Below are 20,539 nucleotides of genomic sequence, written 5' to 3'. Positions count from 1 at the left end.
CTGTGTCGGTCCTTGGAATGAACTGTACCCGCTCGACTAGGCTTGGCCAGGTGATGGATCAGGAATTGGGGGGCTACCGCCTCATCGAGGAGCTCGGCTCGGGCGGCATGGGCGTCGTCTACCTCGGTGTCGACGGCGGAAACAACCCGGTCGCGGTCAAGGTCCTCCACCCGCATATCGCCAATGACGAGACCGCGCGCAAGCGTCTGGCCCGGGAGACCAGGACTCTGCGACGCATCCGTCACCCCCGCATCGCCGAGGTGCTCGACGCGGAGCTCGATTCCGCGCAGCCGTTCATCATCACCGAGTTCGTCGACGGGCAGACCCTGTCCGACGACGTCCGCGACAACGGCCCCTTCGCCGAGGATGAGCTCGTCCACTTCGGCCACGCCCTCCTCGACGCTCTCAACGCCGTCCACGATGCCGGCGTCATCCACCGCGACCTCAAACCCGCCAACGTGATGATCATGGACGGCGAGCCGATGGTCATCGACTTCGGCATCGCCCAGGTCGCCGACGAAGTGCGCGTGACCGCCACCGGGCTGGTCATGGGCACCCCCGGCTATCTCTCCCCGGAGATCGCCGACGGCAAGACGTCGAGTGAGAAGACCGACTGGTGGGGATGGGCCGCGACCATGGCGTTCGCCGCCACCGGCCGCAACCCCTATGGCTCCGGACCCTTGGAAGCCGTGCTCGGTCGCGTGGCCATGGGCAAATTCGACCTCGACGGGGCGCCGAAGAACTTCGCTCCGCTCATCTCCGCCTGCCTCGACCCGAAACCCGAACGTCGTCCGTCGGGGCAGATGATCCTCGATGCTCTCGTCGACATCGAGTCCGGGCGGATGCCGCAGCTCGGTTCCGGTCCCAGCGGAGGGGCAGGAGCGGGTGGTCCGCAGCGGACATCGAGCGGGACCGCGGTCATGCCTGCCGTCGATGACGGTGGCAGCGGGCATGGCGGTTTCGGTCTTGGTGGTGCCGGAGCGGCTGGGGCAGCGGCCGGGTACGGCGGCTCTGCTGGTCAGGGTGGTCAGCGGGGAGACTTTGCGGGCACGGGGTACCCGGGAGCCGGCCCTTCCGGCAGCGGGCAGCCGCAGTACCCCGGATCCAGCCGACCGACCAATCATGCCGGGTCCGGTCATGGTTTCGGGCCCAACCAGGGAGCGGGCTACGGTCCCGGGCAGATGCACCGGCAGCCGCCGCAGCAGGCGACCGCACCGCCGATCAGCAACCCCAACGGCGGCATCCAAGCGGGCCCGGCCTCCCCGATGGCGGGGGCTGACCTCGGCCGTTCCGGCTTCGTCCAACCCGGCCACGGACAGAACCTCGTCGGACCGAACGGTCCCGGCGGACAGCATGGCCAAGTCGCCCAGGGACAGTGGGGCGACCAGTCCGGTCCCGGCGGCCAGCACATGGGCCCCGGCGGCCAGCCGCTGCAGCAGGGCGGTCAGCCGCTGCAGCAGGGCGGTCAGCCGTGGGCGCCGACGGGATACCGGCGTGTGCAGTCGGGCGGCTGGGTCGTCTTCGGACTCATCGCCCTAGCTGTCGCCGTCATGCCGCTTGGCCCGCTGGTCATCAGTGTCGTCGCCTTGATTTGGTCGGTGCTCGCCCGCACCGGCACACGTCTCGATCGGAAGGTCCAGCGGTACCGGTTCGACCGCGGAACGGATTCGGGCGGATTCTTCCGCGCGCTCGCCTCGGCGCCGGGGGCCGTGCTGGCCTCGATCCTGACCTCGGTGGCCTCGCTCATCCTGCCGGCGATCGCGGCCGCCGCCGCGCTCGTGCTCACCCGGCTCGACATCGCCGGGATCGTGCCCAGCGGGTCGTCCGAACAATGGTCGGTGTGGGCGGCCGGCGCCGCAGGTTCGCTGGTGCTGTGGGTCGGACCGGGTGCCTCGAGCCTGCGCTTCGGCTCACGTCTGCTCGTCTCGGGAGCCACTCGCAATCAGCTCGGCCGCCTCATCGCCTTGGCCGTGATCGCGCTGCTCGTCATCCTCGCCGTCATAGTCATCCAGTCGGGGGCGGCCATGTCCTGGTGGCCGCTGACGATCAACCCCTTCGACTACTTGCCCGGACCGGTGTGAGCAGGTCGGACTGACTGCTTGATCTGGCGCGGGCCGGTCGGTTCGACGCGGGCGGGTTGGTTCGGCGCGGGCAGGTCGGTTCGACGCGGGCGGGTTGGTCCGGCGCGGGCAGGTCGGTTCGACGCGGGCGGGAATGTGGGAGTTCGCCTGGGCGATCGTGCGCCTGGGCGCCTGGGCACCTGGGCATCTGGGCATCTGGACGCCTGTTCAACTGTGCGATCGGGCGATTAGATCCGAACTGAGTGCCGGAAGAGCCCGAGGTAGTTGAACGTTGTAGTTGAAGCTTGAATGTTTCTGGGAGTTGCCGAAGCACCTGTTTCGGTACAGTGGTGCCGTCGGGTCGCGGAAGTCGTCCCGCACCGTTCGGGCCTCAGGCCGCACCGATGTCAGACGATCCAACGTGAGGAACAATGGCGAAGAACAACTCCGCGGACGACAAGCGGAACCGCGCACGCGAGAACGCCCGCCAGATCGCGGCGAATCAGGCGAAGAAGGAGAAGACCGCGAAGACGATCCTGTACACCGGGATCGCAGTGGTCGTCGTCGCCGTGCTCGCCGTGGTCGGTGTGCTCGTATTCCAGCAGAGCAAACCCGCTGTCAGCCCCGCGAACTATGTCTCCGACGGAATCACCGTGGGCAAGGACAACACGCTCGTGCAGCCGCTGAAGATGCCCGAAGGCGAGGAATCGGATCTGCCGGCTCCGACCGAGGAGGGTGCGAAGAAAGGCGCCGCCACGGTCACCGTCTACCTCGACTTCCAGTGCCCCGGGTGCAAGGCTTTCGAGGAAGGCAATGCGAGCATGCTGCGCAAGCTCGCCAACGAGGGTTCGGTCGTCGTCAACTACAAGCCGGTGTCGTTCCTCGACCGTATGTCCAGCGGCAACGAGTACTCGACCCGCTCGGCCAACCTCGCCGCCTGTGTCGTCGACAGCCAGCCCGAGGTCGCCATGGACCTGTTCGACGCACTCTACGCTCAGCAGCCGGAGGAAGGCGGCGAGGGCCGCACCGACGAGGAACTGCTCAAGGTGGCTGAGGACGCCGGCGTCGACACCTCGAAGAAGCTCAAGGCCGATTCCGAGCAGACCGTGAAGTCCTGCGTCACGGACCGCACCTTCGACAAGTTCGTCGAACAGTCGAGCCAGACCGCACTGGACGACGGTGTCGAAGCCACCCCGTGGGTGCTCATCAACGGCAAGCACACCGACAAGACCAGCGACTCGCAGGCCCTGGCCACCGAGATCCTCAAGGCCACCGGAGAGTTCAAAGGCTGATCGCCCGAGCTTCCGGCCGGTGCCGTGTGAGTAGGACGGACCCCGCCGAGGTGGGGTCCGTCCGTCTTTGGGCCCCGCGGTTTTGTGGCCTGGCCCGGCCATGGACTACTATCGTGTAGGCGCGCACGCTCGGTGCACACCACGCCTCCTTAGCTCAGTTGGTAGAGCACCGCTCTTGTAAAGCGAAGGTCGTCAGTTCGAGTCTGACAGGGGGCTCCACTTCTCACCAGGGGAAACGCTTCAGCGGATCTTCCGGACACTGCCAGTCGCGTAAGAATCGCGTAAACCAGTTTCAGCGCGTGCGCGGTCGAGACGATCGGCGACTTCATCGAGATCATCCTCGAAAAGAGACGAATACACGTCGAGAGTCACCGTCGCCGAACTGTGTCCGAGCATCCGCTGCACCGAAAGCACCGACGCCCGGGCACTAATCGCCATGCTCGCCGCCGTATGCCTGAGGCCATGCGGAGTAAGTTCGGGAACGCCGATTGCATCCACTGCCTGATTGAACCACCGGCCCCGCTCATTGCGGTTCCGCAACGGTCCTCCCCGCGGCGACGTGAAGATCAGGTCTGTCATCCCAGCCGTGGCGATATAAGCGGCGATCTTCTCCACAAGGAACTTCGGAACCGGAACCGAGCGGATCTCATGGTCCTTCGGCGGCTTCACAAATGACTTCCCACCGTCATCGACGATGGTCTGCTCAATGTTGAGACGACGGCGCAGCGGGTCGAAGTCCTGCACTCTCAGACCCGCCAGCTCTCCCCACCTGAGACCGCAGTACGCGAGGACGTACACAATGAGCGCCTGCCGGTCGTCGGGCGTTGCTCCGGCCAGATCCTCGACCTGCTCGGCAGAGAGGAAAATCTTCGACTTCGGCGTAGCCTTCGGGAACTTCAGGCCGCGGCATGGGTTGCTGTGCACGCGTCGGTCGCGGACGGCCGAATCGTACGCGGCTGAGAGGACGTTGACGATCTTCTTCACCGACCGCACCGACAAGGTTCCAAGCAACTGCTTGGCCCACGCCGCGACGTCGGCGTGCTCGACGTCTGAGAGGGCCACAGACGCCCATTTCGGCTTGATATGGACGTCGATGATGTTCTGTGTCCTGTTGCGCGTCGTCACGCCCAGATCGGCCCGAGAATCGAGGTGCCGTTGCACCCATGTGGGAACATCGACAGCCCCGCGCTCAGCGGCGATGTACGAGCCCCGCGCAATTTCCGTCTCCACCGAATGGAGAAACTTCTGGGCATCGGCCTTCAATCGGTAGGTCTTCGCTCGATGCCTGCCACTCGGGTCCTTGTATCGGACCTGCCACGTACGACTCTTAGTCTTCTGAATACTTGCCACGCGTCAGCCTCCTACCTTGGCAGCTTCCGATAGCGCCTCGTCCGCTGAATCGACTGCGCGCTGAATCGAATCAGCGTGTGGAGTTGTCGCTTGATCTTCCAGGTACGCCAAAGCCCGTTCCCGGTCAGCCCGCAGATGATCGACATATCTCGAAAGAATTTCGAGATTCTTTGTGACTGTCCCAACCTGGTCCTTCACTTGCGCCGCATTGGAATCAAGGTCGCGTAATAGCAGATGGACATCGTCTGGCGCGGCCATGGCTTCTACGCTCATTCCAAGCACCTGAGCGATAAGGTAGGCCTCCCCTAAACGCACTTCACGCTCACCGAGCTCGATTCGCGAGATGATCGCCTGCCGAGCCTCGCCCCAGCCGCGCTTCTTTACCTCATCAGCCAACTCCGTTTGCGACATTCGACGCGCTCGGCGTCCACGTTTCATTGCTGTAAGAAATTGCTGGTCAGCAGCACTTCGGCCGTCTACATGGTCTGTCATGAGTACCACAATACGTGCCACCCACGCTCATGCGCTACTCCAAATCGTAGTAGAGCACCATCGATTATCACCATGTAGCATGGTATTCTGGCATTGGAAGCTACTACAGAAGGAGGTAACTGTGAACGATAACCCCACTCAAACGCTTGCCAGTGAAGCAACTAAACGGGACTGGCATGACACTCTCACGATCCGGCAGGTGGTAGAGGAGTACGGCATCCCGGAGAACACATTGCGCTGGTGGCGGAAGAACGGAGGCGGCCCCGACGAATTCCCCACCGGCTTCACCGTTGGACGCTCGGTTCGTTACCGACGTGACGACATCGACAACTGGTTTCAAGCACAGTACGAGCGTGCTGCGTCCAACGTGTCTTGACCAGAAGCGGACGGCTGGGAACAAAGTAGGGCGGCGGTCAGCTGAGCCGACCGCCGCCACGTTGGAATCTAATACTCCTGCGAGCACTGGGCTGCTACCCAGCTCGCGTGGATGCCCGCAAATCAAAGGACAATGCTATGCACTACGATACCAAACGCTGTGCGCGCGACGGAAGCGATGTGACATCAGATCATGTGACATGTCATCCCCTGCTCAGTCCTGAGACTTCGAGACGAGACGGTTCGTCATGACTTATGCGAAGTTCGGGACTGAGTATTTCGATCAGCTGGTAGCAATGCTTCTAGACGCTGGGGTCTCAGAGGCGCTGGAGGACGCATGTGTGCGAACTGCCGCTGAAGCCCAGCACTACATGTTCAGCCGTCTCGGTCCACGCGAGGTTCAGCGGGATGCGATCAATTTCCCAAAGCGGTTTTTAGAGAAGGCCTCGGACTCTCCGCTGCGAGATGATGCAGCAAAAGAGCTGGTTCGCAGTGGTGTTTGGCGCGACACAGGTGACCGATACGAGATTATCCACGGAAGACGCGACATAAAGAGCGGCATCATGGCCCAGCATAAAAAGCTCGAGCGCGACGCCCGCAGCCAGCGAGCTGCAAGAGCGCGAAAGCGAAAAGAAGCGGCACAGGAGGTCTCATGAACTTTCAGAACATCCATCGTTTAACTGACGAGGAGCATGGAACCCTCAATGCTGCACTAATCTCGTACGCTGACGAGATCGAAGACCCGACCGAATCGCGCGTCGTGCGCGACCTCGCAGATACGCTCATCTCGGGGGACGTGTGCATTCGTCAGACAGCTATAGGGCCAAGGAGCTTGTGGCTCTCCTTGGACCAGCAATACACCTACCAAGTCCAATGGTCCCCAGAGTCCCATCAGCTTGTCGGCACAGTCGCAGAGTTCCCATCCTTGTCGTGGATAGACTCTGATCCGCGAGAGGCCTTCGACGGCATCCGAAGCCTTGTCGCCGAAGTATTGAAGGACATTGCCATATCCGGCGAGGAACCACCCGCGCCAGGCGTCCGTTAGCCGGACGCTGACCGGACACCCCGCGCACACACACCGCCAGCCCCCTCCAGGAGTGTCCGGAACACCCGCCCGGTGATCTGCACGGTCAAGGGGCCTTATACGAGACAGGAGAAACTATGCTGATCGGATACGCCCGCTGCTCCACCACTCACCAGGATCAAGACCTCACGGCCCAGCGAGACCGTCTCATGTCCCTCGGCGTCGATGCCGAGAATATTTTCACGGATGTTGGTCTCACCGGTACGAACCGCGACCGCCCGGGACTACGAGAGTCGCTTGCTGCCGCACGGGCAGGCGATACCTATGTCGTCACCAAACTTGACCGCCTCGTGCGGTCAGTACGCGACGCCAAAGACATTGCGGATGAGCTGGAGGCCAAGGGGGTCTCGCTGAGTATCGGCGGCAGCGTCTACGACCCACACGACCCCATGGGCAAAATGCTTTTCACGAACCTGGCGATGTTTGCCGAGCTGGAGGCGGACCTCATTCGGCAGCGCACGCGTGAGGGCATGGCCGTAGCGAAGGCGCGGGGCCGGCTGCGGGGTAAGCAGCCGAAGTTGTCGCCCGCGCAGGAGCGCCATCTCGTGTCCCTGCTCGATTCCGGCGAGCACACTACCTCGGAGGTCGCTGCGCTCATGGGTGTCTCGCGCGGCACCGTCTACCGGGCCAAAGAACGCGCCGCGCGCTCTTCGGCCTGAGACGGGCTGTGGGGTGGAATCGAGCTGCTCGATTCCACCCCACAGGTGCACGCGATTACAGCTCAGGCATGAGCTGCTCCCTCACCCAATTTTCGAAGAACCACAGTTCGTCGTTGGTCACGCTCGGCGTCGCAAGGTTCCGGACGTATTCGTGAACCGCCTTTCGTGCGGGATGCTTCTCGGGCATCGCGACGAGAGCTCCGAGCATGTATCGGACTCCCTCAACCCGTTCTATCCAAGATTCACACTCAGCGAGAAGTGGCATCGTGACGATGACCTGCCAGGGGCGGAACTCCGTGGCGCGATGTTCGATGGCGTATGCGTCGCCAATTTCTGGGGGCACTCCATGCTCTCTGAGCGCGTTCGAGGCCCGTATGATCGCGCTGTGAATCGCGTCAGGGTCCTCGGTGTGGTCTGCAAACCGCAGCCAGTGGAGTCGGGAGGTGGCGCGGTGGAAGGGATCGAGACGCAACGGGTCACCGCCGTAGGCGCTGCTTCGGACGAGGTGGCGCGGCTCGATATGAACGTCAGTGAGCGTCAGCTCTGCATCCGCAAGCACTTCCTCTCCGGTGTGCACGGTCTCCACGTAATATTCGTAGGGTCGCAGCTCCGGCTCGATGAACAAGTTCTGCCCCGGCCTCCTCGCGGACGCCTCAACCTCGTTGCGAAGCTCACGTTCTCCCATCACATCTCCTCAGTAGTGTCGTCATCACCGGAGCGGCGGCGCTTCCTCCGGTCCGTGTTCGGGCGATAGATCAGCGCACCCGAATCGGACTCGTCCATTTCCGTTGTTGCGGGGGCAGCGGTATCCGCCGACGCCGACGTGCCCTGGTCCCAGGTACTCGTGCGGTTAGTCGCCTCGGTCGGGACCTGTGCTCCTCGTACACCGTCGGCCACGGCCTCGCGGATGTCGTCACGCGAGACCCCCGCCGTCAGCGGCGCATCGTAGGCGGCCTGCAGATCGAATCGCTGCGTCCACCACGAAATTTGCTCGATCAGGTCAAACTTCTGGTCGGCAAGCCCTCCAAGGTCTGCCCCTGGCCGGGACAGTTGAGACGTGTACTCCGCGAGGTTTTCGCGGATTTCTATCGGTACGTTGGCGGGGAGAGCCACCTGCGCTGCCTGCATGATGTGCGCGGCCTCGGCCCGCTCTTGCCATGTCGCGTCGGTGCCCAGTCGAGGCATCGCCCCGATAATTTCTGCTGGATCGAAACGAGTCGCTCGGTCTCCGATGGAGTGGACGCCGCCGATTTGATCGGGGACCCCATGCCGATCAATTGCCGACACCGCCTTAGCCACAGCCGACTCGATGTCGGCCTCGTTCCCCGAGCCTCCGGCAAACCGGAGCTCATTGAGCGCCCCCGTTGCGGCATGGAACGGGTCCATCGCTGTTGTGCGACCACCATCGTAGGCCGATCCGGAGAGCAGCACCGTCGGGTCATCCAGTACCTGTTGCTTCGTCAGCTCAGAGTTGTGGAGCACGTCGTCGCCCGACCGGACGGTGCTGACGTTGTAGTCCATCTCGCGAGAGAACTCCGGCCCCGCCAGGTTCTCACGCGCTTTCTCGACGAAACGCGGGTAGTCGATGACGGACGGACGCTCATCGCTGCCTCCTGTGTCCTGGGGAGATGGCCCCTGACTAGGTGGTCCTCCACTGGGAGCCTGTGCCTGCTCAGAACCGCTGCTTTGGCTGCCGTTGCCCGAGTCTCCCGAGCCAAGCGCTCCACGGGCCCCAGGCTTCGGCGACGGCAATGGCTGAGGCTCAGGATTGGGGTCCGGTTTGGGGTCCGTCGTGTCGTCTGGCTCTTGGTGGCGTGGAGCTTCTGGCCCGCCCCATCCCGCGAAGAACTTCCGCATGAAGTCATCCTGTGCTTGCTGTGCACGCTGGTTTTTCACGCCTCTCTCAGCCGTCGACTGCGCGTCTTTCAACGCCTTCTGCTGAGCCCCAGGCAGGAGGCCGCCGAGCGTTCCGTCTTCATTTACCTTGTGATAGCGCGACGGGTTCTTCTCAATCATTTCAGCCGCAGCCTGTTCTCGACCTTTGTCCCAACCGCGCTTGGTGTCCTTGGCATCCATGATGCCTCGGCCTGCTTGCATGAGTCGGCCTGCCCCGCGCATCGCGCGACCGGCCTTTGAACCGACACCCATGACGCGACCAGCCTGACCGAGCATCGACCCGGCCTTGCCCACCATCGCGGCCTTGCCCCCAGCACCGACCGCTCCGAGACCGCCAGCACCAGCACCGAGGACCGCTGCGGCACCACCAGTGGCCGCGATTGCGCCCCCAGCAATAGCCAACTTGCCGACACCCGACGCAGTCTTCTTCATAGCGCGCTGTGGAGCGGTCGCCTGCTTGTCAATGACGGAAGTATCGCCCTGAATCGCCCCCTTGACCATGTTCTTCAACGGGAACGCCAGGAACGCGAGAGCGAGGAAGAACAGCAACGCCGCGTGAGGCTTCATGATCCACGGAATGTGCCCGAACGTGGACGATCCGAACAGTGACGCCATGGCGTAGGAGACGAAGAGGACGATACACACTGCGGCGACCTGCTTGAGGAGGTTCACCCCGACGATCTCTGCGTACCTGACCGCGAACGGCCTCCGCTTACGGTCCCCGAGAGAAGACACCAGCAGCACCACGGGGGCGAGGAAGAGGAGGAAGAAGAACATCATCTTCTGGAAACCAAGGTAGATTGCCGAGCCGACGATTGTCAGGGAGACGGCGGTGACACCGACGAGCCCGGACACGGCAATCAAGATTTGCTTGTTGTACTGATCGCCAGTGATATAGGGGATCATATCCGCTGTTCCCGCACCAGCTGAGTCGCAATGGCTGGTCCCGCTGGCACCGTTGTACATCCACCGACGCATAGCGTTGTCGTCGTCGCCGGGGGTGTCATCGCCGTTATCTCGGTCGTCACACATGATCTTGACGTTGGCGAGGTACGGGACCTTATCCCAGAGGTTGTCCTTGCCCCACTTGAGGTTCTTACTCTCGTCCCCGTCAGGGGAATACGTGGCGGAGTTCCAGGTGCTGGTGGCCTGGAGCACCTTTTTGCCGGTCTCGTCGATTTCGCCTTCCTCATCGACACCGACATATTGCCCGTTGAGGAGGGCGGGACCCCAGCCCACTTCACCCTTGTCGAGGGCTTCGTCATCGAGTTGGGCCTGGTGCTCACCTACCTGCCCCAGGTGCCAGGTTTGGTAGGGGACGCCGTACCAAAGAGCTTCCTGGACGGCCTTTACAGGGTCGTCGGCGTCGCAGTCTTCACCGTCTTCTTGCCCCCCGTTCGCGGCAGCGTTCATTTTGCAGGCCGCCGATCCTGAGACTTCTGTGACGATGTTCGTCCCCCAACTGACGACCTGTGAGGTGCTTTCGCCCATGAGCAGGTAGACAGACATGATGAACACGCCCCAGCCACCTGCTTTCAGGGTTGCTTGAAGCGAGTGTCTCGAAGCAAGCCAGGTGATGAAGATGCCAATGGGGACGAGGACGTAAATCCAGGGTTCAAAAATCTCATACATTGCCCCGATGAACGGCTGCATCAGGGCCGAGAAACCGGTGTAGAGGACGTTATCCATGACGAAGTTCAGGAACGCCATGGAAATCATCATCGGCACGTGCACCATGGACATGAGTGACATGTTTGCCAGCGGGCTGATCACGAGTGCCGGAGTCATGCACTCCTCGTTACCGTAGCTGTGCCATTGGAGCGTGGAGAATCCATAGCGCTCGTATGTTGGCTTGACGATCACGTCGTCCTTGTCGCCCTGGTCGCCGTACACGCGCTGGAGGCGCTCCATGCCGTTTCCTCCCTGGCCGCCTGCTTCATCCTGCGTGAAATCGGGCTTGATCGTAGAGCGGTATCCTTCGCGGGGTTCTGCCTTGTTCAGGCCAGCCGCGGTGTCGATGTTGGTGTACGTGCTCGGCTGTGGCACATCGTTCGGACTGCAGATGTTCTGAACCGTCGCGGCGATGTTGTCTTTCATGTCATCCCACGGAAACGCTTGCGCGGATGATGTCGAGAGTCCGACCAGTCCAATTGTGAGGGCGACAGTCGCGAGAAGTGCGCGCATAATTGTGCGGACGCGCGCACGAATCGGCGAACGCGGCCTGGAAGCCTTTTTCTGCGTTCGCCGATTGTCGCGAGCTGCCAGGCCAAGCATCGTTCCTGGACGTCGGTGAGAGAGGGCCGCAGTCACGATAGGTCACCGCCCGTGGCTTCCACTGCGTCGTGGAGGCTCCGCCGCTGCTCGGGGGTGGTCGTGCCCCGGATCGCGTGGAGCATGTCACGGGCCCGCTCTATGTCATAAGCGGTCCGCGCTATCTCAATAGCGCCGTCATCTTCGCCGCGACGGACGGCGTTAGCGAGTCGAGACCGGGCTCGACGAGTTCGTTCAGAGAGCATAAGCCATCCTTTCTGGATGCCTTTCTCTCACTCTCTATTTTACCTCACCCTCGGAGGCTAAGGGAGTATTTTCGCAGGTCAAATACCCTATTTTGCGGCAGGGTGCTATATTGATCGGCGTCTTTTTGCCTGATCAGCCGGCCCATTTTGCATTTGCGTCTGCGCCGAAATCGCTTGATGCCTCGCCGTTGCTGAGTGGTCTTTTATGTGCATTCGGAGCTGGCGCAGTACTCGAAGGCCCTGTGTGGCGCGTGAGCCGCTTTTCATGCGCTCGGGCGACAAAGGTAGTCGTTTCCCCTTGCGAGGGACGCTCCGTGGGCTACCTCGGCGCTAAGAGCTGGTGCCATCGAGCGACAGTCCACGGCCTGGTTCTTCGGGTTAGGACCCAAGGGGGCTTCGCGCGCGTTGCACGCGCCCGCGCGGTATGTCGGCTGGGGAAGGTGAGCGTAGCGAGCCTTCCCCAGCCGACAGAGGCGATGGAGGAGCGAAGCGATCGCTCATCGCCTCTGAACTACTTCTTGAAGGTGCACTTACCTCTTCAGGCAACCACCCCTGGAAGTAAGTATGTATGTATGGGTCATCGATGATTTCAGCGATGGTGTTTGCGCTGAGGTCATCGATGACCTCAGCGCTGACTTACGGGAGAAACATCATTCGTACTGAGACCGTCGTCGGCGAATTCGTCTACGGCTGGGGTCGCGGTCCCAAGAGAAGTCTCGGCTCGCTCGCTGAGGGCGCTCACTGCCGGACCGGGGCGCATGGCTTCAAGATCCCTTTTAGCTCGCTCGCTCAGGTTGCTCACGTCGAGAAAGTGAAGGCAGTTGATTTGGGGAATCGTCATGATGCGCAGCGGGAAATTGCCGGGCGACTTAAAGACTCTCGTCGCTCCGTCCGCGACGCGTTTCGCGGTTGTCTTGCTGGCGCAGATGTACCAGACGGCCCTGATCGAAGCATTGCTCGCATATGCGGAGAGTTTCTGTTCGTAGACGCTGATTGATCGGTCGGTGTCGCGCTCAACTTCGATGGCGATGTACTCGGCCTCATTCGGGGCGAGGATCGCAACGTCGGGGCGTTTGCCGGTGCTGCGGCCGTTGGCGGTGTCCTCGGACTCGAGTTGCGCGGTGATCTCGTCGGCGTGGCGGTCGATACCAGTGGCAATTTCACGCTCAGAAAGGACTCGGTATCCGGCTGACTCTAGTGCCATGCCGATATCGGCAGCCATCCAGGCGTGCTGGCAGATATTGGGGTTGATTGCGTTTCTGAGGTTCCAGGGGAGTCCTGCGGTGCGGGCTCCAATTCGTGAGGCGAAGTACGCTGTTGCGCCGTTCGACGCAAGCGCTGTTCCAAGGAGGGGTCCTAGGCCGATTCCCGGATCGTCTTCAATCGCTTTGAGTGTTCGGAGCCGACGCTTAGCCGCTTCTACAGCTCGACCGAACTTCGCGCGAGCTTCGGGGCTCTGAGCACTGTGTTGAGTGGGAGACCAGAGCGTAGAGGGCTGCTCGCTTCTGACGATGTGCTCTGCCGTCAGAGAGTGCCAACGCCCCAGCAGGCGCAGGCGGTTGAGGTCGCGTTCGGAAATGGCGACGCCCCGGTTGGATCGTGTGCGGATCGCGGATGGCGTGCGGGTCACGGGTTCTCCTCTGGTCAGCAACCTGCGGCTACACCATCATTCTACCAATAAAGCCTCCGATAATCCCTCCATTAAAGCATCCGATAAAGCCTCCGGATACTTCTCCGAAACAACGTTGTCGCCCGGAGGGTTTATCGTTCCCGAAAGACCAACTGAATAAGCTTCTGACCTGCATCAATGAAGTACCTCTCCGAACCTCCGCCCGAAACACACAATGCGAGCTGAGAGGGTATCTGAAAAGCGGTGGGAACAGTGTTCTGGGAGGGTGTGCCCGTACAGTCATCCCGTAGACCGTTCTGGAACACTCTTGAGGTGCACCCCTGGGGAACAGTGTTCCGGTACACCCTTCGGGTGCGGTCTCCGGTCAGGTGGTGGCTTCTGTAGCGTGCAGGTGTGCTCTTGAGGGAACAGTGTTCCGTGACAGTGTTCTTGGGTTGTCTGGGTCTGTGCCCTTTGCGTGCTGGTTGAGGTTCGAGCGCGCTCCTGGGGTCCCTTGTGGTCGTCTTTCAGGGGTGCGTGCAGCTTAGATGTGGGATGCCTTTTGGGGATTCCCGGGGCTCTTTGTCCAGGGTGGAAGGGTCATGAGTTTCGAGATCATCCACGGGACTCCGGGGACTCTTGGGAGGCAGGCAGTTCCAAAGGTCGATGACTCTATGAGGCGATGCGCTGGCATAGGGATACCTGGGGTCCCTGGTACTCATCGGGAGAGGCTGCACAGTTTTGGAGGTCCGGAGCTCCACTAGGGTGTGTCTGATAAATGCTGCAGCCAGGCAATGACGCCGTTGAGCACGACAGCGGCTCGATAGAGATGGCAAGCTTGTCATAGCGAGTGGCCAGTCCTCGCCATTGCTTCAAACGGGCGTAACCGCGCTCGATGACATTGCGGCCCTTGTTACTTGATCGCGTCGAACTTCGGGGGACGACCACCCTTTGACCCGCGCCGGAGCCGATGGCCTTGCTGATCGGACGGTTCGGAAATGACTGCCTCGATCCTCCGCGACCGCAGCAGTGACCGATTTGCTCTCGACGAATAGGCCTTGTCGCCAAGAACAGCGTCCGGGCGGGTACGTCGACCGACCTGAAAGTTCTCCAGCAGAGGAGTGAGCATGGACCTGTCGCCGTCCTGGCCAGCCGTGCAGATCGACACCAGCGGCAACCCGTGGCCATCGACAAGCTGATGAGTCTTTGTCGACAAGCCTCCGCGAGAGCGGCCGAAAGCGTGGTCAGGCGACTCGGTGGCCAGATCCTTGTAATTCGACGAGTCCCTTTTTTACGCGGCTGATGTTCGTCGCGTGTTGATGCGCGCGAGCGATCGTGGAATCGACCGAGACAGTGAAGTCGACCTTGTTGTTCTTTGCCGCGTGTGCAGTCAGAGCCTGGTGGATGGCGTCCCAGGTACCATCGGCGGCGAGGCGGCGGTGCCAGGTCCACACGGTCTGCCATTTGCCGAAGGTCTCGGGCAGATCGCGCCAGGCGATGCCGGTGCGGTAGCGGTAGATGATGCCCTCGATCATCTGTCTGGGGTCGGAGAAGGGTCGGCCCCGTCGGCCTGTTGGTGCTGGTAGGTAGTCGGCGATGAGGGCCCATTGGTCATCGGTGAGTAGTTGGAATCGAGACACGATTCCAGGGTTTCAGACTCCCACCGAGATATTTATCAGACACGCCCTAGCCCTAAAAGACGACTTCACCCTTAGACAGGTTGCATTCCTGGAACGCCTGGAACCCCTAGGACCACCAGGCCAGCAGGCCAGCAGGCCAGCTCACTTTGAAAAGCCGAGAACCCCTGGTGTCCCCAGTGAGCAAAGTACACACCTTGACACGTGTGAGACTCCTTCTAGTGCCTCTGATATGGGGCGGCGCCCCTTGATGTGGGTCACCTGAGGGGGTTCGGCACCCCCTTGGAACCCCGCCGGTTTCGGGCACATTGTTCGCGCCGCAGTCGGCCCGCGGCCGCTCCCAACCCCTGCACTCCCTCTCTGGTGAGTGTCCCTATATTTATTGATGGGCCCCGGTCGGGGTCTGGTCGCTGGTCCTGGTATGGCTGAATTGCCCTGTCATCAATGATCCGGAGGGTGCCGCCAGGAATCCAGGACGCGCGTTGACTGCTGATAGGGGCTCGGCCCAACACTGTTGAGGTCTCGTCGTAACGTGGGTGCCAGCATCGAGTGTCGTGACAACCAATGACCATGGAACTGACGGTCGAGGAGGACTGTCATGAACACCGAATACGACGTGCGGCTCGGACTCGACGTCGGCAGGACCAGCCATCACGGGTGTGGGCTGGTGCCGGCAGGAGAACGGGTCTTCGACCACGAGCTCTCGCAGGACGATTACGGTCGAGTGCTGGTGATCGTTGATCAGCCGAACACGATTGGTGCGCTTCCCGTCGCAGTCGCCCGGGATTGTGGAGCCGTTATCGCCTACCTTCCGGGGTTAGCGATGCGCAAGGCTGCCGACCTGTATCCGGGCCAGGCGAAGACGGATGCCCGGGATGCGTTCATCATCGCCGACACCGCCAGAACCATGCCGCACACGCTTAGGTTTGTCGATCGGGAATCGGATGTGCTGGCCAATCTCAAGGTGTTAGCCGGCACGGACGAGGACCCGGCCCTTGCTAAGGGCCCTGTTTCTCCGGTGGAACGGTGCCTTCGCTGAGTCCGCGGAGATGAGAGGTAACGAGTGAAAGCGCTTGGGCGATAGTGGCGCGCTGCTGCTCGTTATATTTCTGTGAAATGGCGGAGTCGATGTCATCGGCTGGAGCATAGAGCGCTCGTATCTCGTCGAAACGTGCTGTTGAGGCAAGAATGGACGATCGCCCGTCGTCCGGGGCGGTCCTGCGGACGATCCATCCGTCTCGGTGCAGGCGGTTGATGACTGAGGTCAGAGTGGCTCGCCGATACCCGGTCCGCTCTGCGAGCGTCGAGGGTGTACAGGGTCCCTCCCGGTCGATCACATCTAAGATGTCGAGATCGCGAGGATTGAGACCTACCTCGGCGGCGACAGCGTCATTGAGAATACGCAGTTCGATCCGAAGGCGGCGTAGTTCGTCTCGCAAAGGGGTGGTCATGCGGCTCATTTCTGGGCCCCGTGCCGGTTTGTGGACGGGGCGACCGGAGTGTGGATATTGTCAGTTCTGTCGAGCTCGTCGACCATCGCTGCTGCAAGGTCTGCTCGGGCCGTGTACGCAAACGATGGGTGCCCGACGTCAAGGTGGTAGTCCGAGACCCTTGGGGAGTTGATGAGTCGTCCTGGCCTCATGATGGTCCAGGCGATGTCTTTGTTCTTCTGCAGTTCTTCTTCCATGCGGCGCATGTCTTGGTACAACGTGCGACCAATGACATTCCTGAGGAGAGGGAAGATTGCGAAGTCCGCTACGAAGTTTGTATGAGGTGGCGGGTAAGTAAGGCCCGAGCTTACGACCACGAGGCGGTTCCCAGCGGACTGCTTGCGCATTGCACCAATTATCGTGTCAGTGCCTTGCGAATAGATGTTGATTTCGCGTGGTCCATAAGGTGCGCCAAGAGCGGATAGAACTGCGTCGGCTCCAGTAACGGCCTTATCGACACCTGTTCCAGTGATTGCGTCAGCAACGGTGATGCTGATTCGCTCGGAACTTGGGAGCAAGAGCGGATCGGGCCGTCGGCTTACTGCCGTTACATTGTGGCCAGCAGCTAGCGCTAGGTTGCATATCCATAGGCCTGTGGGGCCAGTGGCTCCGAATACTGTTACTTTCATTGAGGTGCCACCGATGAGTTGGACGACAGCTTTTGCTGATCCACACGCTGCGCGAAGATCGGCAGGGCCCGCGCGCCGACTCGTCTCAGCCGGCCATTGACGTTCCGGTAGAAGCTAGGGCGCAGCATCTGGTCGAGCATGAAGCGCACTACTGGGCCGGGAACTACGGCGTAGTTGAGAACGACGTACGGGTCAGGCTCTTCAAAGGCGAGAAGTGTGGAATTCGAAACCCCGAGGACCGATCCGTACCAGTCAGATATCTGTTGCCAAGTCGCTGCCACCTCGTCTACAGGCGCGGCAGATACGAAGTGGTTTAGAAGCACGGGGCCGACACTGGTGTCCGTGTTGCCAAACCGGATCGGGTTCCCTGCTGACTGGATCAGCGTCGGCGTCCGAACCCCATGGTCGCGGATCGCGGCTTCGACTACTCCGGTCAGTGTGTCTTCGCCGTCGAGAATCAAGGTTACGTCGTGATTTGGGTGTCCAGCGAGTGGAGCGATGAAAGTCGTTTCGAGTAAGCGAATGTGGGCGACGGTCGGATCGGCACGCAATCCGGCGAGGAATGGTCCGAGCGTGTCGATGAACTGGCGCCTTGCTGCGCTCTTGCGCACGAATGGGCCTCGTCGGACTGGGTCGACCTCCCAGGTGACATAGGTGAACGTTCCGCTGATGGGTTCGGTCGGTTCCATAGCTCCTCCTAGCGAGTTAATACGATATTCGTATTAAATGGTAGCAGGCTCCTCAGCCAATGGGTCGAATCGTGGTCACCCCATATGCATCAGCGTCCACAAGAGAGAGGACGTCGGCGAGTCTTGGTCCCTGTCGGTCGTCCGATTCGGGTCCGGTGCCCACCAATGTCCCCGGTTAGTTGTACTGACCGGAGACGTTGATTGAGCCTGCGGGGTCGTGAGCTTCCATCAGTTGGTGGGCGAGGTCATGGACACGCTGCACGGCTTCAGGTGGGTCGAGCACTTCGATGTGGTCTCCGAATTGGAGGAGTTGGCGAATGGACTCGATGTCGGGGTAGGCCACGGTGATGGTGAGCCACCCGTCGACGGGGATGGACACGTCAATCAGGCGGCTCCCGAGGATTCTGGCGGCGAGGTCCAGCCGGTTGGCGCGCAGGTGCGCGTGGATCTCCACGCTTGCGTCGGTGGTGAACTCGCCGACCAGCTGATCCCAGACCTTCTGCAAGGACTGGCCGTGCCGCGACTCGGCTGGTTCGTCCATAGCCTTGTGTGTCACCACGCGATTGGTGTTGAACATGCGCGGCGTCCCGTTCACGTCACCGACCAGATACCAGGCGGCCTGCTTGCTGACCAGCCCGTAGGGGTCGACCTGGTAGGTGTCGGCGGTGGCGTGTCCGCTGTGGCGGTAAGTGACGACAAGCCGGCGGCCTTGCCGGGCCGCAGTCAGCAAGCTCGACAGGTCACGGGTCGTGGTAGGCGTGAACCATCCGGCAGGGTCGATCAACAGGACTTCGGACAGTGCCGGTTCGCCTGGGCCCGAGCGACGGGCGGCTGCTGTGAGCTTGGCGCGGGCGTGTTCACCTACCTCTCCGAGGCCAATCTGTGCCAGCTGGTCCGGGCTGAGACCGACGGCCGTGAGGAGCTGCAGCTCCGACGGTTCGAGCCGTGACAGGTCCAGACGGGATCGGGCGTCCAGCACGATCGCGCCATGGCGGCCGCGTTCGGCATGGACTGGGACACCGGCAGCGGACAGGGCTTCAACATCGCGCAAGATCGTCCGGCTTGAAACATCAAAGCGGTCAGCGAGCTGCTGGGTAGTCATGCGTCCGTGCACTTGGAGCAGCAGGACGATCGACAGCAGACGAGAAGCCTTCATGGACTCATTCTCTCAAGAAACATGACAGGAACTGTCGTGTATTGGTGATTTGATGGCGGAAGTTCACACGCCAGCCCAACCCTTGGAGGCCCGCCATAACGGCACCTAGCCTGTTCCTGACCTACGTGACCGACGCCCAGCGTTCTACCGCGTTCTACAGCGACCTGTTCGACATTGAGCCCACTTTCACCAGCCCCCGCTACGTCGCTTTCGAGGTCGCGCCCGGTGTCCTGTTCGCGATCTGGACTGGCCACAGTGACCAGTCCAAGCCCGAGACGCCGCGCACAAGCGAGATCGGACTGATGCTGCCCGGCGGGGGCGACGCCATCGACGAGGTTTACCAGCAGTGGTTGGCAAAGGGCGTTCAGGTAGTCGAGGAGCCCCATGACGACGTGTTCGGGCGAACTTTCGTGGTCGCCGACCCCGACGGCAACCTCATCCGCGTCAGTCCCGTTGACTGACATCTCACCCCATGTCCTACGTGGCGGCGAGCAGCAGCTCGCCGCCACGACTCTTTGTCGAGGAACCCATGTCACACCCCAATGCAGCCCTGACCCCGCGCCATCGTCTGATCGTCGCCCGACTGGTCATCGACGAGGGCTGGCCGATCAGCGAGGTCGCCGCCCGCTTCCAGGCCTCCTGGCCTACCGTGAAGCGCTGGGCCGACCGCTACCGAGCCGGCGAGCCCATGCAGGACCGCTCGTCGCGACCGCACCACTCACCGAACAAGACCAGCCCGAAGGTCACTCGCCGCTGTATCCAGCTGCGGCTACGACTCCGAGAAGGACCCGTGCAGTTGGCGTGTCGGCTGGGGATCGCGCCGTCGACGGTCCACCGGATCCTGACCGACGCCCACCTGAACCGGCTGTCGCATGTGGACCGAGCCACGGGGGAACCGGTGCGCCGTTACGAGCACGACCATCCCGGCGCGATGCTCCACGTCGATGTGAAGAAGCTCGGCAACATCCCCGACGGCGGAGGCTGGCGCTACGTCGGTCGTCGTCAGGGCGAGAAGAACCGGGAAGCTACACCAGGCAAGCTCAGGAGCAAGTACTCCGACCCGTTGATGGGCAAGGCCTACGTCCACACCGTCATCGACGACTACTCCCGCGTCGCCTACGCCGAGATCCACGACGACGAAACCGCCGTCACCGCGACGGCCGTCCTGGTGCGGGCCGTCGAGTGGTTCAACCGGCGAGGTGTGACCGTCGAGCGGGTGCTGTCGGACAACGGCGGCGCCTACCGCTCACACCTATGGCGGGATACCTGTCACGGGCTCCGCATCAAGCACAAGCGCACGCGACCGTATCGACCGCAGACCAACGGCAAGATCGAGAGATTCCATCGGACCCTGGCCGATGGGTGGGCCTACGCCCGCTGCTACACCTCCGAGGCCGAACGACGCGGCGAGCTCGATGGCTGGCTGCACTATTACAACCAGCACCGTCCCCACACCGCCTGCGAGAACCAGCCGCCCTTCTCACGATTGATCAACGTCTCCGGTCAGTACAACTAGGGAGGATGTTGTCGTGACTCGTCCCGGACGCCGTTCTCTGCTCACAGCAGTCGAGGCCAAATTCCGGGTCCCATAGATTTCAAGCTGAC

17 protein-coding genes, 1 tRNA gene and 2 pseudogenes are annotated in these 20,539 nt (G+C 61.8%); 10 read left to right on the top strand and 10 right to left on the bottom strand.

Annotation, left to right across the window (positions count from 1 at the left end):
- Nucleotides 1–53 precede the first annotated feature (53 nt).
- From BI49514_RS01685 to BI49514_RS01675, 3 genes are all read left to right on the top strand, one after another.
- Nucleotides 54–2,081, top strand: coding sequence for a serine/threonine-protein kinase (locus BI49514_RS01685; RefSeq protein WP_101543719.1), 2,028 nt, complete (start codon nucleotides 54–56; stop codon nucleotides 2,079–2,081).
- Nucleotides 2,082–2,491: 410 nt separating this feature from the next.
- Nucleotides 2,492–3,352, top strand: a complete 861-nt coding sequence (locus BI49514_RS01680) for a DsbA family protein (protein WP_101543717.1) — start codon at nucleotides 2,492–2,494, stop codon at nucleotides 3,350–3,352.
- Between the two features lie 143 nt (nucleotides 3,353–3,495).
- A tRNA-Thr gene (locus tag BI49514_RS01675) sits at nucleotides 3,496–3,571 on the top strand.
- Nucleotides 3,572–3,592: 21 nt separating this feature from the next.
- Here the strand turns inward: BI49514_RS01675 and BI49514_RS01670 are convergent.
- On the bottom strand, nucleotides 3,593–4,702 hold the full coding sequence (locus BI49514_RS01670) for a tyrosine-type recombinase/integrase (protein ID WP_101543716.1): 1,110 nt from the start codon (nucleotides 4,700–4,702) through the stop codon (nucleotides 3,593–3,595).
- A 3-nt stretch (nucleotides 4,703–4,705) separates the two neighbouring features.
- The gene (locus BI49514_RS01665) at nucleotides 4,706–5,194 is read right to left on the bottom strand and encodes a helix-turn-helix transcriptional regulator (protein ID WP_145996171.1); all 489 of its coding nucleotides are present in this window, start codon (nucleotides 5,192–5,194) and stop codon (nucleotides 4,706–4,708) included.
- 121 nt (nucleotides 5,195–5,315) lie between these two features.
- Between BI49514_RS01665 and BI49514_RS01660 the strand changes: the two genes are divergently transcribed.
- The 4 genes from BI49514_RS01660 (at nucleotide 5,316) to BI49514_RS01645 (ending at nucleotide 7,312) form a co-directional block, all read left to right on the top strand.
- Nucleotides 5,316–5,570 carry a helix-turn-helix transcriptional regulator gene (locus BI49514_RS01660; protein WP_244195208.1) on the top strand — a complete coding sequence of 85 codons (255 nt, stop codon included), beginning with the start codon at nucleotides 5,316–5,318 and terminating at the stop codon, nucleotides 5,568–5,570.
- 247 nt (nucleotides 5,571–5,817) lie between these two features.
- Entirely contained in the window at nucleotides 5,818–6,225 is a 408-nt protein-coding gene (locus BI49514_RS01655; RefSeq protein WP_101543711.1) for a hypothetical protein, read from the top strand.
- Nucleotides 6,222–6,614, top strand: coding sequence for a hypothetical protein (locus BI49514_RS16760; RefSeq protein WP_244195207.1), 393 nt, complete (start codon nucleotides 6,222–6,224; stop codon nucleotides 6,612–6,614). The genes BI49514_RS01655 and BI49514_RS16760 overlap by 4 nt, the downstream gene beginning before the upstream one ends.
- A 116-nt stretch (nucleotides 6,615–6,730) precedes the next feature.
- Nucleotides 6,731–7,312 carry a recombinase family protein gene (locus BI49514_RS01645; RefSeq protein WP_101543709.1) on the top strand — a complete coding sequence of 194 codons (582 nt, stop codon included), beginning with the start codon at nucleotides 6,731–6,733 and terminating at the stop codon, nucleotides 7,310–7,312.
- A gap of 55 nt (nucleotides 7,313–7,367) precedes the next feature.
- Here the strand turns inward: BI49514_RS01645 and BI49514_RS01640 are convergent, their stop codons facing one another.
- The 4 genes and pseudogenes from BI49514_RS01640 to BI49514_RS01620 form a co-directional block, all read right to left on the bottom strand.
- Nucleotides 7,368–7,997, bottom strand: a complete 630-nt coding sequence (locus BI49514_RS01640; protein WP_101543708.1) for a hypothetical protein — start codon at nucleotides 7,995–7,997, stop codon at nucleotides 7,368–7,370.
- Entirely contained in the window at nucleotides 7,997–11,305 is a 3,309-nt protein-coding gene (locus BI49514_RS01635; protein ID WP_101543706.1) for a hypothetical protein, read from the bottom strand. The genes BI49514_RS01640 and BI49514_RS01635 overlap by 1 nt, the downstream gene beginning before the upstream one ends.
- A 1,044-nt stretch (nucleotides 11,306–12,349) precedes the next feature.
- Nucleotides 12,350–13,354 (bottom strand): hypothetical protein, encoded by a 1,005-nt coding sequence (locus BI49514_RS16265; RefSeq protein WP_145996170.1) that lies wholly within the window; start codon nucleotides 13,352–13,354, stop codon nucleotides 12,350–12,352.
- Between the two features lie 739 nt (nucleotides 13,355–14,093).
- A pseudogene (locus tag BI49514_RS01620) lies at nucleotides 14,094–14,973 on the bottom strand (IS5 family transposase).
- Between the two features lie 595 nt (nucleotides 14,974–15,568).
- On the opposite strand from BI49514_RS01620, the pseudogene BI49514_RS01615 reads away from it, so the two are divergent.
- Nucleotides 15,569–15,964 (top strand): annotated as a pseudogene (locus BI49514_RS01615) (IS110 family transposase); the annotation flags it as partial.
- A gap of 4 nt (nucleotides 15,965–15,968) precedes the next feature.
- Here BI49514_RS01615 and BI49514_RS17240 read toward each other — a convergent pair.
- From BI49514_RS17240 to BI49514_RS01595, 4 genes are all read right to left on the bottom strand, one after another.
- Nucleotides 15,969–16,421 (bottom strand): MarR family winged helix-turn-helix transcriptional regulator, encoded by a 453-nt coding sequence (locus BI49514_RS17240; protein ID WP_167443975.1) that lies wholly within the window; start codon nucleotides 16,419–16,421, stop codon nucleotides 15,969–15,971.
- Nucleotides 16,422–16,426: 5 nt separating this feature from the next.
- Nucleotides 16,427–17,089: an NAD(P)-dependent oxidoreductase gene (locus BI49514_RS01605; RefSeq protein WP_101543699.1), complete on the bottom strand. Its 663-nt coding sequence runs from the start codon at nucleotides 17,087–17,089 to the stop codon at nucleotides 16,427–16,429.
- Nucleotides 17,086–17,778, bottom strand: a complete 693-nt coding sequence (locus tag BI49514_RS01600; RefSeq protein ID WP_101543697.1) for a hypothetical protein — start codon at nucleotides 17,776–17,778, stop codon at nucleotides 17,086–17,088. Before BI49514_RS01600 ends, BI49514_RS01605 begins: the two co-directional genes overlap by 4 nt.
- Nucleotides 17,779–17,953: 175 nt before the next feature.
- Nucleotides 17,954–18,934, bottom strand: a complete 981-nt coding sequence (locus BI49514_RS01595; RefSeq protein ID WP_101543696.1) for a helix-turn-helix transcriptional regulator — start codon at nucleotides 18,932–18,934, stop codon at nucleotides 17,954–17,956.
- A gap of 95 nt (nucleotides 18,935–19,029) precedes the next feature.
- Here BI49514_RS01595 and BI49514_RS01590 point away from each other — a divergent pair, with 95 nt between their 5' ends.
- Both BI49514_RS01590 and BI49514_RS01585 read left to right on the top strand, forming a co-directional pair.
- A complete protein-coding gene (locus BI49514_RS01590) occupies nucleotides 19,030–19,395 on the top strand; it encodes a VOC family protein (RefSeq protein ID WP_101543694.1) in 366 nt (121 codons plus the stop codon).
- A 68-nt stretch (nucleotides 19,396–19,463) separates the two neighbouring features.
- Nucleotides 19,464–20,450, top strand: a complete 987-nt coding sequence (locus BI49514_RS01585; RefSeq protein WP_101543692.1) for an IS481 family transposase — start codon at nucleotides 19,464–19,466, stop codon at nucleotides 20,448–20,450.
- The last annotated feature ends 89 nt before the right edge of the window (nucleotides 20,451–20,539 follow it).

Origin of the sequence: Brevibacterium iodinum ATCC 49514, from assembly GCF_900169265.1 — a bacterium.
In the GTDB taxonomy this organism is placed as follows: domain Bacteria; phylum Actinomycetota; class Actinomycetes; order Actinomycetales; family Brevibacteriaceae; genus Brevibacterium; species Brevibacterium iodinum.
Note: the sequence above shows the minus strand (reverse complement) of the source record. Positions and strands in the feature narration are given on the sequence as shown.